At 45.8% G+C, this 14,085-nt stretch carries 14 protein-coding genes; 9 read left to right on the top strand and 5 right to left on the bottom strand.

The genetic code is table 11. From position 1 onward, the window contains the following. Window positions 1-109: 109 nt before the first annotated feature. Together F551_RS17215 and F551_RS0114350 are read right to left on the bottom strand one after the other, a co-directional pair. Window positions 110-595 (bottom strand): ClpXP protease specificity-enhancing factor SspB, encoded by a 486-nt coding sequence (locus tag F551_RS17215; RefSeq protein WP_169334142.1) that lies wholly within the window; start codon window positions 593-595, stop codon window positions 110-112. Between the two features lie 36 nt (window positions 596-631). Then, window positions 632-1,708: an A/G-specific adenine glycosylase gene (locus F551_RS0114350; RefSeq protein ID WP_018998216.1), complete on the bottom strand. Its 1,077-nt coding sequence runs from the start codon at window positions 1,706-1,708 to the stop codon at window positions 632-634. A gap of 45 nt (window positions 1,709-1,753) precedes the next feature. Here F551_RS0114350 and F551_RS0114345 point away from each other — a divergent pair, with 45 nt between their 5' ends. The 9 genes from F551_RS0114345 to F551_RS0114300 all read left to right on the top strand — a co-directional run bounded on the left by F551_RS0114345 (window position 1,754) and on the right by F551_RS0114300 (window position 10,570). Beyond that, complete coding sequence (locus F551_RS0114345) at window positions 1,754-2,485, top strand: DUF721 domain-containing protein (RefSeq protein ID WP_018998215.1); 732 nt, start codon at window positions 1,754-1,756, stop codon at window positions 2,483-2,485. Between the two features lie 137 nt (window positions 2,486-2,622). Further along, window positions 2,623-3,354, top strand: coding sequence for a DsbA family protein (locus F551_RS0114340; RefSeq protein WP_018998214.1), 732 nt, complete (start codon window positions 2,623-2,625; stop codon window positions 3,352-3,354). 31 nt (window positions 3,355-3,385) lie between these two features. Beyond that, window positions 3,386-6,856, top strand: a complete 3,471-nt coding sequence (smc, locus tag F551_RS0114335; protein ID WP_018998213.1) for a chromosome segregation protein SMC — start codon at window positions 3,386-3,388, stop codon at window positions 6,854-6,856. 178 nt (window positions 6,857-7,034) lie between these two features. Next, window positions 7,035-7,355 (top strand): AtpZ/AtpI family protein, encoded by a 321-nt coding sequence (locus tag F551_RS0114330; RefSeq protein WP_018998212.1) that lies wholly within the window; start codon window positions 7,035-7,037, stop codon window positions 7,353-7,355. Next, window positions 7,352-8,137 (top strand): F0F1 ATP synthase subunit A, encoded by a 786-nt coding sequence (locus F551_RS0114325; RefSeq protein ID WP_018998211.1) that lies wholly within the window; start codon window positions 7,352-7,354, stop codon window positions 8,135-8,137. Before F551_RS0114330 ends, F551_RS0114325 begins: the two co-directional genes overlap by 4 nt. An 82-nt stretch (window positions 8,138-8,219) precedes the next feature. After that, window positions 8,220-8,444: a F0F1 ATP synthase subunit C gene (locus F551_RS0114320; RefSeq protein ID WP_015826901.1), complete on the top strand. Its 225-nt coding sequence runs from the start codon at window positions 8,220-8,222 to the stop codon at window positions 8,442-8,444. A gap of 104 nt (window positions 8,445-8,548) precedes the next feature. After that, the gene (locus tag F551_RS0114315) at window positions 8,549-9,085 is read left to right on the top strand and encodes a F0F1 ATP synthase subunit B family protein (RefSeq protein WP_018998210.1); all 537 of its coding nucleotides are present in this window, start codon (window positions 8,549-8,551) and stop codon (window positions 9,083-9,085) included. Window positions 9,086-9,087: 2 nt separating this feature from the next. After that, window positions 9,088-9,648 carry a F0F1 ATP synthase subunit B family protein gene (locus F551_RS0114310; protein ID WP_018998209.1) on the top strand — a complete coding sequence of 187 codons (561 nt, stop codon included), beginning with the start codon at window positions 9,088-9,090 and terminating at the stop codon, window positions 9,646-9,648. 151 nt (window positions 9,649-9,799) lie between these two features. Beyond that, a complete protein-coding gene (locus tag F551_RS0114300; protein ID WP_018998207.1) occupies window positions 9,800-10,570 on the top strand; it encodes an alpha/beta hydrolase in 771 nt (256 codons plus the stop codon). A 29-nt stretch (window positions 10,571-10,599) separates the two neighbouring features. On the opposite strand, the gene F551_RS0114295 is transcribed toward F551_RS0114300, so the two are convergent. The 3 genes from F551_RS0114295 to gcvPA all read right to left on the bottom strand — a co-directional run bounded on the left by F551_RS0114295 (window position 10,600) and on the right by gcvPA (window position 14,080). Next, window positions 10,600-10,878, bottom strand: a complete 279-nt coding sequence (locus tag F551_RS0114295) for a hypothetical protein (RefSeq protein ID WP_199285686.1) — start codon at window positions 10,876-10,878, stop codon at window positions 10,600-10,602. 338 nt (window positions 10,879-11,216) lie between these two features. Beyond that, window positions 11,217-12,737, bottom strand: coding sequence for an aminomethyl-transferring glycine dehydrogenase subunit GcvPB (gene gcvPB / locus F551_RS0114290; protein ID WP_018998205.1), 1,521 nt, complete (start codon window positions 12,735-12,737; stop codon window positions 11,217-11,219). Further along, entirely contained in the window at window positions 12,734-14,080 is a 1,347-nt protein-coding gene (gcvPA, locus tag F551_RS0114285) for an aminomethyl-transferring glycine dehydrogenase subunit GcvPA (RefSeq protein WP_018998204.1), read from the bottom strand. Before gcvPA ends, gcvPB begins: the two co-directional genes overlap by 4 nt. Window positions 14,081-14,085 lie beyond the last annotated feature (5 nt).

The raw sequence follows: 14,085 nt of genomic DNA, 5'->3' as shown, positions 1-14,085 counted from the left end.
CCTCACTTCAAGGCGCTATTCTTAGCCAATGTTTGTGTGAATACCATATGAATGCGTGAAAATAGCTTAACTTCTATCTTAAATTCTTATTTGACCTCAACTCACATTCTCAGGGAAAAATCTTTATCAGAGTTTCATCGCGCCCGACCCAAAAGTGAGTTAGGGATGCAAAGGGAATTGCCAGCTCCTCTTTTTTACCATCGAAATACACTATTATTGTAAAACTATTCTTCGAAACCTCAACAATCCGAAACTCGTATTGCAATATTATGGATATCTCCTTCGGATATTTATCTAAAATGTATTTTGGAAGTGAAACGCCTTCCATCTGAGTATTAAAAGTAAAATTGATTGGTTGATCTTCAAATGTACACTTAATTGATTTGATGTGGGTAAGCACATATTGAATTTTTTCAACTGCTTCCAATTCAGAGTTCAGTATTTCCCTATCAAAATCAACTCCCTGCAAGTATTGTCTAGCTAAGTTCAAAGTAATATCATCATCACATATTGTGTAATCAAAAGCGCGATCCAACATCGATTTTGATTGAACTTCTCCAACGCTCCAAAAAGCTATTTCAATTAATAAATCCAATATCCACCTCATGGCTCCCCCTTCCATTTCCCATTGTTAAACCAATTTCAAAGCTTTCTTGCCCACGGTTGGTATGCCTGCCTCCATTGCGTATTCCAACTTGATCCATTCACCTTCAAGGTCAGGCTTTTGCTCTAAATTCGCAACATAAACATCCCAATGCAAAGCAAAATGCGTGAACACATGCCGCGCTTGTCCCACATGCTTCCAATCAGCTCCAATCGGAGCCTCCTCGAGAACAACATATTCTCGACCTTCCGCCCAATCAGATGAAAGAGGCATGAGCATCCCTCCAAGCAGGCCGCTATCAGGACGACGTTGCAACAATACTTGACCGTCACAAATTGCAAGAAAAGCTAAACCCTTACGGATGGGTTGAGGTTTGCGCTTGGGTTTAGCTGGATAATCTTCTGGATTACCTTCTTTCTTTGCAAGACAGCTCTCTACCCAAGGACAAATCATGCAGTTTGGTGTTTTAGGGGTGCATACAGTGGCCCCCAAATCCATCATGGCTTGAGCAAAGTCACCAGACCGCGCAGGAACCAATTCCTGGACGCGAGCTGTGATCTCTTTTTTATCTTCAGCCCAGCCAGCGGCGGATCCATCTCCAGAAATTGTCATAAGGCGAGAAATGACCCGCTCTATATTCCCATCTACTGGCGCAACAGGCAGATCAAACGCAATGGAACCAACAGCTGCGGAAGTGTATGGCCCCACTCCTGGTAATTTGAGCAATTCCTCAATCGTGTTTGGAAACTTGTCTAGCCCTGCCAACACTTTTGCGCATTTATGTAAATTTCGTGCGCGAGCATAATACCCTAACCCGGCCCATTCGCGCATCACGTCTTCATTTTCTGCCGCAGCTAAATCCTGCACAGTCGGCCACAAATCGAGAAATTTCAGAAAATAAGGCGTCGCATGTGGCACAGTTGTTTGCTGCAACATAATTTCTGATAACCACACATGATAAGGGTCAGGCAATTCACCTTTTTTGCGATTATCTGGCGACAAACGCCACGGCAGACGACGCGCCATTTTATCATACCAATACAGCAAATCCTGTGAGGCATTTTTAAAGTCAGACTTAACGGAAGACGAATTTGCATTTACCATGCTATCCTCATTCCTTCATTTGTTAGATTCTGCAAGACCCGCTTTATGAACAAGTCACCTCCTTCATCAAAACAACCAACGGCTCCTAGTGAAGCTGAAGGTGATGCGATCAAGAAGCTGAAACAAATGCGCGGAAAGAGACTTCAAACCGAAAACGGATTGAGCCCCTTAGCTGGACGCGAAGATACTCGTGGTGCCAAACAAGATCTAGCTCGGCGGCGCGGTAAGCCTATATATCATAGCGCCCGCCCGTTATCGCGCGCCATGTATAAAACTGTATACCCTGCTCTAAAGGGAAAAGATTCAGGCGCAGCTCTTTCTTCACTCCAACGTCGATGGCCGGAAGTATTGGGCAAGGATCTAGCCAGCCTATGTGAGCCTATTCAAATCCTAAAACCGACGACGGGCTATGTTTTAGTTTTGGAAGCAAATTCAGCTTCCGCCGCACTTAAATTAAAGCATCAAACAGACATAATCTTGGAACGTGTAAATGCTGGAAGTGGTGCTCGCTTTAAAGGAATTCGGCTTCAACAAACCAAAACAAAACACCAATCAGTTAAAGCAACGACAAAGCTTCGACATCAAATTACACCTGAAGAAGCAGCAGAAATTGAAGCGACATTGGATGGAGTCGAAAGCTCTTCTCTCAAACGCGCACTTCAAAGATTGGGTGAAGCTGTAAAATCAAAAACTGAAACTGAAAAAACAGCCGCAATCAAGCAAATTGAAGCGTCATCGAAAACGCGTCGTGTGAGATCATTCAAGTCTCGAAGATAGGCTGTTTCGCTCAAGACAAAATAACAATCACGTCACAGTGAATTGCCCTATCCTTCAAGTCGGACTATCAATCAAACAATCTTTATTATGTCGGCTGAAATTTCAGCCGACCCACTATGCATACGGGACTCGTATAGATGCGCACAAAACACGTTTTATCAGCTTTCGCTTTTGCTGTTATTGCTGCTGGCTGTTCACAAGCCGATTCAAAACCTGCAGCTGCAAATGATGTCAAAGGTTCAGACGTTAGCTATGTAGCTGGCGATGTTGTGCTGGGGAACAAAGCTGCAAAAGTACAAATCGTTGAATATGCTTCAACTGCATGTGGACACTGCCGCACATTTCACAAAACAATTCTTCCAAACATCAAACGCGACTTCCTCGACACAGGATTGGCCGGCTTGATCTATCGTGATCTTCCAACGCCACCAGCTCAGCTAGCAGCAGCAGGTGCAGCCGTTGCGCGTTGTGCAGGTCAAGAAAAATACTATGACGTTCTTGATGATGTTTACACAAGCCAAGGCGAGATTTTCGATGCGGCTCGTACAGGAAAAGCACTGGACGCATACGTGCAAGTTGGTGCCCGCCACGATATGTCTGCAGCTACGATTGAAGCTTGCGTAAATTCTGCCGAAGTTCGTGAAGAGATTATCCGCACTTCAGATTTAGCAAACGCAGATGGTGTTACATCTACACCAACAATTTTCATCAACGGTGAAAAAGTTAAATCTCACGACATGAATAATGCTGCCATCAAGGCTTTGATCAATGAAGCGCTTGGTATTGAAACTCCTGCCGAATCAGCGCCCGCTGAATCAACAGAAAGTTCAGAAGAAACAACTATCGGCTCATCAGAAGCTGATCAGTAAGAATTAGAGGCATTCGCCTAGAAAGGGCCAGTTGCACTTTACCGGACTAAAAATCGTTGGATTTAAATCCTTTGCCGATCCAGTGGACTTTGCAATTCGCGAAGGGCTGACAGGTATTGTCGGCCCTAATGGCTGCGGAAAATCAAACATCCTAGAAGGCCTCCGCTGGGTTATGGGCGCAACTTCCGCCCGTGCTATGCGGGGTGGTGAAATGGATGATCTGATTTTTTCAGGATCCGCCAATCGCCCTCAGCGTGAAAATGCTGAAGTGGCGTTAATCCTAGATAATTCAGATAGACGCGCCGCAGCTGAACTTAACGATAGTGACGAATTAGAAGTTAAACGCCGCTTAAGGCGAGGTGCAGGCTCAACCTATAAAATCAATGGCCGCACAGTTCGAGCAAAAGATGTTCAACTCCTATTTGCTGATGCCTCTACTGGTGCGAACTCCCCTGCACTTGTCCGCCAAGGACAAATCTCCGAGCTCATCGCTTCCAAGCCCCAAAACCGCCGTCGAATTTTAGAAGAAGCAGCAGGAATCGCTGGCTTAAACCAGAGACGTCACGAAGCAGAATTAAAACTTCGCGGAGCATCCGAAAGTCTAGCGCGGTTAGATGAAATCATTGGTGAAGTAGATAAACAGCTCAATTCCCTGAAGCGGCAAGCTGGCCGAGCAAAGAAATACCGAGCGCTCCAAGAACAGATCGAAGCTTTAGAGGCGCAAATAGCATTTTACAAATGGCAGGCGGCTAAAGAAGAAGTCGCGAGCGCTACTGCAAGCGTTGAAACTTTTAAAGTGAATACTCAATCGGCAGCGATGACAGAAGCGCAAGCAGTAAGGATAGAAACTGAACTGCGTGAAAAAATCCCCTCATTACGTGATGCTGAATCTGAAGCATCTGCTCAACTTGGCGTCCTGAAACTGGAAATCGCCAAACTCGATGGAGAGCGCAAAGCTGCTAGTGATGCCATCATCAGATTAGAAAAAGATTTGCAGCGCATTATCGAAGACCAATCACGCGAACATGCACTTCGAGAAGAAGCTATCGCTGCATCGGAAAACGCTCAAAACTCTCTGGATAATTTACCAGAAGATAATTCAGCGGAGTATGAAGAAAAACACCAACGCCTCGAAGCACAACTCTTCAATGCTCAACGAGAATTAGCTGACCACGAAAAAAATGCAGACGCCCTATCTCAACAACTGGCAACTGCCCAAGCAAAAGCTGAAAATGCGCAGAGTAATTTGACTAAAGCCCAAGCCAACAAAGAACGATTGGAACGCGAAAAACTATTAGCACAGGACCAACTTTCTGAAATTGGTAGCTCCAAGGCGCTAGATACTGAAAACAATACTCTTAAACAAAATTTGGAAACTGCTGAAGAGCGTTTGTCCCAAGCCCAAATTGAAAGTGTTGAAGCGGAAACGAAGCTTCAAAATGCTGTTCAAAATGAAAAAGCAGCAACCTCCCCTCTAAACGACATAGAAAAAGCTATTCGTATTCTGGAAGCGGAAATTTCAGGACTAAAGCGCTTATGCGATACACCCACGCAAAATCAATCACGCCCTATACTAGACGAAACCCATCCAGAGGCAGGATTGGAAAAAGCACTTGCAGCAGCTCTTGGCGACGATCTGAATGCATCTACGAATAAATCAGATACGCAATATTGGTCTGATACACATGGCCAACATCTATCTTCACTCCCATCAAATACCATTCCTCTAACAAAGCTAGTAAACGCACCTAAGGCATTAGAAGCTCGTTTGTCACAATGCGGTCTTGTCGAAGTTGAGCACGCAAAAAAACTGCAAAAAGAATTGCATCAAGGCCAATGTCTAGTCTCGAAAGCTGGCGATTTATGGCGGTGGGATGGCTTTGTAAAAACAGCGAAAGCAGCGAGTTCGGCAAGTGAAAAACTCGAACAACGCGCAAAGATCAAACTATTGGAAAGAGATCTTTCAAAAGCTCTCAAACAGGAAGAGCAGTTAAAGCTCGCAAAGGAAAATGCCGAATCAACTTTGCTAGACGCTCAAAATATCTACAAAACCCTCCAAAAGACGTTACCAAATTTAGCTCTTGATGTTGCTCGCGCCAAAGAAAGTGTAATGCAAAACGAACAAGCTAAAGAACGCCTAGTTTTGCGTACATCAAACATTGAAGAAAAATTAGCACACATAGAAAGCTCTTTAGCACTCGCAATTACTGAACTAGATACAGCTCAATCTGCGCTTGAAAATGCACCAAGCCAAGATGAACACGATGCTTTAGATAATACACGCACCCAAATCCGCGAATTACGACAACAAGAGCGCGAGTATCATAACTTACTCAAAGAACATGAAAATGAATACTCACGCACACGCGGTCGCCGCAACGCCCTTCAAAGAGAACAAAAGGATTGGCTCACTCGCTCTGAACGCGCGGATAAACGTCTTGATGAACTCCACACACAGCGCAGCGGCGTGCGTCATCAATTAGAGACCACCAAAGCTCTGCCAGACGCATTGAGTAATAGACTCATGAACCTCAATACAAGGCTTGAAGAAGCTCAGTCACACAGAAATCAAGCAAGCGGCACCTTATCAGTGCATGAAACAGAGTTAAAGGAAGCTGAATCAGAAGCTCGCTCCTCGAGAGACACCTGCGCGAAGCTGAGGGAATCTCTCATACGAGAGGAAACAAGACTAGAAGCAGCACAACGCCGAGAAGAAGATATCGGCGCAAATATTGCAGCTCGTTATGATGTAAATTTTGAACAACTCTCTGCCATCGTAGTGCAATTTCGATCCACCGAGGAAGACGAAGAATTTAGTTTCGATCTCTCAACAGCTGAAACGCAACTTGCTGTGCTGACTAGAGATCGTGAAGCACTTGGCGGTGTAAACATGGAAGCCGATCTTCAAGTAGAAGAAACTGCCGAACGGCTTGAAACGCAGTTGCGTGAGCGCGATGACTTAGATCAGGCAATCGCTAAACTTCAAGAAGGTGTGCACGCACTCAATGCACAAGGTCGCGAATTACTACTAGAAGCATTTGAAAAAGTTGCAGAACATTTCCGTGTGTTATTCGAAGCCCTATTTGAGGGAGGAGAAGCGCAACTCAAGCTGACAGAATCAGATGATCCTCTTCAAGCAGGTCTCGAAATCTACGCCAGCCCTCCAGGCAAACGACTATCTGCCCTCTCTCTTATGTCTGGTGGAGAACAAGCCCTCACCGCAGCAGCATTGATATTTGCCGTGTTTTTATCTCAACCTTCTCCCCTATGTGTGCTTGATGAAGTCGATGCTCCGCTCGATGATGCCAATGTCGACCGCTTCTGCCGCATGCTCGATACCATGCGGTCCAAAACAGACACGCGATTCGTTGTAATCACCCATAATCCGGTGACAATGTCGCGTATGGATCGCCTTTATGGGGTCACAATGCAGGAGCGCGGAGTGTCCCGACTCGTCTCTGTAGACCTTCAGTCGGCGGAACAATTGGTCGCAGCCCAATAAATTTAGTGGCGTTCGCAGTAAATACTTAACAATTACAGCGCTGTAGCTATTTTTAATTTATCTTGACTTCCCCAATTTTGTTCCCTAGTTTCCGCCCAAGCTTGGCAGGCTGAGCTGTAACAATGAAAACGGGGCAATATTTTCCTTACCTTTTAGGGTATTTAGTGGACGGAAAAGCATGAGCAATGACGATCTCAAAAAGCAGATCGAGGAAGCGCGTGCTGCTTATACAAAGACGTATGAGCGACCGCTAAAGCAAGAAGGTCAGGCTAAAGGCATGGCTCTGGGGTTCCGATTGGCGACAGAATTTGTCGTAGGCCCCCTCGTTGGTGCAGCCATTGGCTGGGGATTAGATCTGGTGTTTCAAACGAAACCCTGGATGATGATAATCTGGCTGATGTTTGGTTTTGCTGCGGGAGTTTTAAATGTCTTGCGCGCTGTAAAGGGCTTGCAGGATTCTACCGGGAATGGTCCGGTTGAGGGAGCTGAAGAAGAATGATGTTGGAATCGATCAACTCTATGATCAACCAAGTCGCAAACGACCCGATTCACCAGTTTGTATTGACCAAAATCGCTGATTTCCAAATCGGTGGCTATGATGTGTCATTCACAAACTCAGCCGCTTACATGGTGTTTGGCGTTGTACTTGCTATTATCCTTCTAGGAATTGCCTCATCTAAAGGCGCGATTATCCCATCACGTGGTCAATCAGTTGCAGAAATTGCTTATGGCTTCGTGGCCGGCATGGTGCGCGATATGATGGGCGAAGATGGAATGAAGTTCTTCCCTCTTGTGTTTTCTCTCTTCATATTCATTTTCTTCGCGAATATGATTGGTATGTTCCCATACGCGTTCACAACTACATCCCACATCATTGTAAACATGGCGCTAGCGCTGCTCGTTATGGCAGTCGTGATTGGTTATGGTATTTGGAAAAACGGCTTTAAATTCTTCAAAGTCTTCGTTCCTTCTGGTGTTCCTCCGGTCCTTTACCTGCTAGTGACACCAATCGAAATTATCTCATTTGCATCTCGTCCACTTTCATTGTCAGTGCGTTTGTTCGCCAACATGCTAGCTGGTCACATCATGTTGAAAGTATTCGCCGGGTTCGTCGCGACACTTCTCGCAGCTGGTGGTGCTCTTGTTGTCCTAGCCCCTGTTGCTCTTGCAGGAACAGTTGCTGTTGTGGCTCTAGAATTCCTGGTGGCGTTCCTCCAGGCATATGTATTCGCTATTCTTACATGCGTTTATCTAAACGACGCATTGCACCCAGGACACTAACGTTCTGGGCTGTTGTTTGAATTTTTAGTTGACCTGCCCTCCCATTTGGGGTTTTAGGGCGAAAACTTTTAGGAGATCCATTATGGAAGAAGGTCTAAAATACGTCGGCGCAGGTCTAGCCTGTTTTGCTATGTTTGGTGCAGCTCTAGGTGTGGGAAACATCTTCTCAAGCTACCTAGATGCAGCTATGCGCAACCCATCTGCAGCTCAAGGTCAGTTCGGTAACTTGATCTTTGGTTTCGCTGTGACAGAAGCCCTAGGTATCTTCGGTTTCTTGATCGCGATCCTACTATTGTTTGCTGTTTAATAGCGCAATAAATATCGACTAACGCGGAATTTGACCTCCTTCATAGTTGGTTCAAATTCCGTCGTTAGGTTTCAAGACTACACCTAAATATCAGGGGTTAAACCATGGCGACTACGCCAGCACACGGCGCTGAAGCAGCAAGCAGCATTTTTGCTCCGCTAAATGACTACGCCTCATACCCATCACAGATTTTTTGGCTCGCTCTAACATTCGGCGCGCTTTACCTATTTATGTCGCGCATGATATTGCCGCGCATTGGTGGAGCTATTGATCGCCGTGCAGACAGCATTACACAAGACTTGGAAGAAGCATCACGCATGTCAGATCGTGCGAGTGCCGCCCAAGACGCATTAGAAAAAGAACTCGCAGAAGCTCGTGCCAAGGCCCGCGCAACAGCGGCTCAAGCAAAAGCAGAAATTGAAGCGGAAGTTGCTGAAGAAACAGCAAAAGTTGAAGCTGATGTAGAAGCACGTCTTACAAAAGCCGCAGCCCGTATCGCTGACGTTCAAACAGCAGCCATGAAGAATGTTGAGGAAGTTGCATCAACAACTGCAGCCTCCATCGTCAACAAACTTATTGGTGTAGAAGTTTCAACAGACGACGCTACTAAAGCAGTCTCTGGTGTGTTGAAAGGAAACTAATCATGGCGGCCCCAAAAGCTGACGCTCAACACTCAGAAGTCGGTGTAGCTGACTCTCACTACGAAAAAGCTAGCCTGTTTGCAGACCCTACTTTCTGGGCAACTATCGCTGTATTCTCTTTCTTGGCAATTCTAGTTTGGAAGAAAATTCCAGGCACTATTGCTAAGTCTCTAGATGACCGCGCGCAGAAAATCCAAGATGAATTGGACAATGCGCGTATTCTTCGTGAGAAGGCGCAAGCAGCGCTTGCTGAAGCAGAACGTAGTCAAGCTCAAGCCGAAGAAGACGCTAAAGCAATTATTGAAGCGGCCAAAGTTGAAGCAAAGGCATTTGCAGAGACTTCACGAACAGAGCTAAAAGAACGCATGGCTCGCCGCGAAAAACTTGCTGAAGAACGTATTTCTCGTGCTGAAGCTGACGCAACTCAAGCAGTACGCAATACTGCTGCAGATGCGGCTTCTACAGCGGCTGCTGAAATTCTTCGCACGAGCACCGCTAAAGGTCCTGCGAAAAAATCTCTTTTTGAGAACAGCATTGAAGACATCAAAAAAGCGCTAAGCTAAACATAAATTCTCTCGCAATCCTGGGAGAATATTCAAAGTTTCAAATGCAATACAGCTTCATCGTTGTATTGCATTTTTTGTTGTTTATTCTCATAGTTTTGACAGTGCATGTTGTTGTGCACACACAGGGTTATGCTTGGGATGTAATTTAATGTGGCGAAAACTTTCAATTGTCTGCATATCGATTTTGTTTTCAAGCATCTTCCCTGCTTATTCTTCAGCTCCTGAGAACACTCCACGATTAGGCTCATTTTCAGATCAATTGGATATTTTTGAACTACGACAAGAAGGTCTATCCGAAGAAGTTGTAGAGCTATTCGTAGAAGGCGTTACTTTTAGACTGCATGTTCCGAAATCTTACGATCCTGATCATCCTCCAGGTGTTATCGTATACATCTCTCCCGCTCCTAAAGGACATCCTCGCGAGGAATGGATTGAGAGTTTGAATCGTCACAATTTGATTTGGATAGGCATCGATGGATCTGGAAACGATCAAATAGTCAAATTGAGAATTGTAGAAACCTTAGCTAGCTTAAACTATGTTAAGCAGCGTTACACGCTTAACCCAGACAGGCATTACCTAGCTGGCGTATCAGGTGGAGGACGCGTATCTAGCGTCTTCATGAATAACTTTCAGAACATTTTCACAGGCGCCATATATATGATTGGTGTAAATCCTTGGGAAAACCATACCCAACCAGATGAACAAACCCAAAAAGATGTTCGATTTGTTTTCCTAACTGGCTCGAAAGACTTCAATAGAAAAGAAACGAGACAAGTCTACCGACAATACAAAAAGCTGGGCATAGAGCGGATTAAGCTACTCGATTACAAAGGTATGAAACACTACTGGCCTTCAGCAGAAAGGTTTGAAGAATCTATCAGATATCTGGACTCTTTTTTCAACGAAACTACCGAATAATTAATTAGGAACAACGCAGCTCCTATCTATTATAATTGCGTCTCGTCCTCAGGTTTAACCTCTTGTTCTCCCAATATTAGTTTGAGGAGCCAGTTAGGTGCAAATTTTTTCAATCTTGGATGTTTCGCAATGGTGGCCTTCATCCAACGACGGCCAACCAATGAATTCCGAGCTAGTAATACCACACCTAGAATAACGATAGGCAATCCGATTGGTACGAACGGTATGGGTGTCAAAAATGCTATCGGAACGCCTATAACAATGAAAAAGACACCTAAGATCGCCAATATTGGCCGAAACAGCGCCATAGCACTCCCCTTTGCAACTGCAACTGAGCGGCTTTGAAATGAGTCGGAAGAGTCACTATTTGTTTCAAAGGAAGTATCTGGCGTCGTCTTATTCAACATTATTATCTTTGCTACTCTACTCCACAATTCAAGCAAACCGATGTGCCCAAATTATGTTCCTCCGTCATAGAAGATATCTTTATGGTTAAGCAAGAACGTTACACTCATATCTTCAAACGTTTGCGTGAAAATCTCTTAATCTTGAAGACTTAGATAAACAAAAAAAACCTGTCTTCGCGCCTAACGAAGACAGGTTAAATTGCGAAAAGTCAGGCTAACTTTCCGCGCGGGGATTGGATTTATTCAGCAACCCAACGTAAAACAGGCTTACGTGCAGCCTGCGTTTCATCAAGACGACGCATAGGAGCATGATACGGCGCTTGTTTTAGTGATGAATCACCTGACCGTGCTTTGCTCGCTACGCTTTCAAGCGCTTCACAAAAACGATCCAACTCAGCTTTGCTTTCCGTCTCAGTTGGCTCAATCAACATTGCCCCATGCACAACCAATGGGAAATACACCGTCATCGGGTGATATCCCTCATCGATCAGACCTTTGGCGATATCGACCGTTTCATTCTCTGTATCTTTCAAAAATTCGTCAGAGAACAATGCCTCGTGCATGCAATAACCTTCAAAAGCCGGCGACATTACCTTGCTTAAACGCGACTGTATGTAATTGGCATTTAGCACCGCATCTTCAGCTACTTGCTTCAGGCCATCAGCACCGTGTGACAGCATATAAGTCAGTGCACGTGTAAACATTCCCATTTGGCCATGGAAAGCACACATACGGCCAAGTGGTTTGTGGTCTGTACCAGCCATTTCAGCTTCATCATCAACTAATACAAGTTTCCGTTCACCATCGCTCTTATCTACCATCATAATTGGCGTTGGTGCATATTTGGCTAATCGGTCAGACAGCACAGTTGGTCCTGCCCCAGGTCCTCCACCACCATGCGGCGTTGAGAAGGTTTTGTGCAAATTGATGTGCATCGCATCTACGCCAAGGTCACGTGGACGAACACGTCCTACAATCGCGTTGAAGTTAGCCCCATCACAATAAAAATAACCGCCTGCCTCATGGATGAGGTCAGCTATCTCTTTAATGTCACGTTCAAACAACCCACATGTGTTTGGATTGGTCAGCATGATGCCGGCCACATCAGATGTGTCGCCTTCAAGCTTTGCCTTTAGATCATTAAGATCAACGCGTCCGTCATCAGAAGCAGCAATTTCCTGAACTTTGAAACCACATTGAACAGCAGTCGCGGGGTTCGTACCGTGAGCAGATTCAGGCACGAGAACACGCGTACGAGTTTCCACTTCACCACGATCGATCAAGGCAGCGCGAATAGCTGCCATTCCACACCACTCTCCATGCGCGCCGGCCTTGGGGCTCATGGCAACAGCCGGCATGCCTGTGAGCTTCTTCAGCCAATCAGCAAGCTCATCAATCACTTCCAATGCACCCTGCACAGTGTGCTGAGGTTGCATTGGGTGAATATCACTAAAGCCCGGCATACGCGCAACTTTTTCATTCAAACGCGGATTGTGCTTCATCGTACATGATCCAAGTGGGAATAGCCCCAAATCGATCGCGTAGTTCTTTTGAGACAAACGTACATAATGGCGAACGGCCTCAGGCTCTGACAAGCCCGGAAGCCCTGTTCCATTCTCGCGCTTCAATCTGCCCAAACGACCCTTGCGGCCCGTAGGTTTTGGCAAATCAACACCAGTTGTCTCAGTCGTTCCAATGTCGAAAATCAGTTCTTCTTTTTGAAGCAGGCCTTTTGAACCGGAAACTGTTTCTATGTTCATGACAACACCTCCTTCAGCGCTGTGGCATAGGCTGCAATATCAGCCTCAGTGTTGCACTCAGTTGCCGCAACTATCACCACATTTTCCAAGCCGTCGCCTTTGAACAAGCGAGACGCCCGCACACCGCCGATAACGCCTTTTTCATCTAGCGCAGCAAGCAATGCTGTTGCTTCCATAGACGTTTCATAAGCAAACTCATTGAAAAAACGATCTGTCTTCAATGTCACACCGTCTATTGCTTCAAGCGCATCAGCTAAGTCACAGGCTGCCTCATGGTTTAGCGTTGCTAGCTGACTGAGCCCTTTGTCGCCCAGCAGAGTCATGTGCGCTGTGAATGCCAAAGAACACAATCCTGCATTCGTACAGATGTTAGAGGTCGCTTTATCGCGGCGAATATGTTGCTCGCGCGTAGATAGCGTCAGCACAAATCCCCGCTTTCCTTCCGCATCAACGGTTTGACCACAGACGCGCCCCGGCATTTGACGCACTAGCTTTTGACGACATGCCAGTAGACCAACATATGGACCACCAAAGCCAAGTGGATTTCCGATGGATTGGCCTTCACCCACAACAATATCAGCGCCCATCTCACCCGGAGGCGTGATCGCTCCCAAAGATACAACTTCAGTGAACACAGATACTAAAAGAGCCTTCTTTGCATGCGCAGCGTCTGCAATCGGCGTAAGGTCTGTAACTGCGCCAAACACATTTGGTGACTGAGCTATTAGACAAGCTGTATCGTCCTGAGCATATTCAATCAGCGCCGCTTCATCGTCAAAAGCTGGAGGTAATACAATTACCTCAATGCCTTGCGTTTCACAGGCGGTTTGAATTGTTTCAGCATAGTGAGGATGCGTCCCACCCGATACAACAACCTTCTTACGACGTGTTGCACGGCAAGCCATCAATGCAGCTTCAGAAGCAGCTGTAGAGCCGTCATACATTGAAGCATTTGCGACTTCCATCCCTGTTAACATTGCCACTTGCGTTTGGAATTCAAACACAGTTTGCAACGTGCCTTGCGCAATTTCTGGCTGGTATGGTGTATATGTTGTCAGAAATTCTGAACGTTGAATGATGTGATCTACAGACGCAGGCACATGGTGTTTATACGCGCCACATCCCACAAAGAATGGCCCCTCTGACGCTGTACGGTTTTTGGCAGCCAAAGCTCCCATATGCCACTCAACAGCCAGCTCACCCTGATGCATTGGAAGGTCTTCTATAACACCATCCAAACGTGCCGCTTTGGGAACATCTTCATAAAAATCATCAACACTTTTTGCGCCAATAGTTTTCAACATTTCCGCCCGGTCTTCGGGCGTAAGTGGGAGGTAACGCATTGTCG

The organism is Hirschia maritima DSM 19733, from assembly GCF_000378345.1.
GTDB classification, from domain to species: domain Bacteria; phylum Pseudomonadota; class Alphaproteobacteria; order Caulobacterales; family Hyphomonadaceae; genus Hirschia; species Hirschia maritima.
This window is presented reverse-complemented; position numbering and strand designations above follow the sequence as displayed.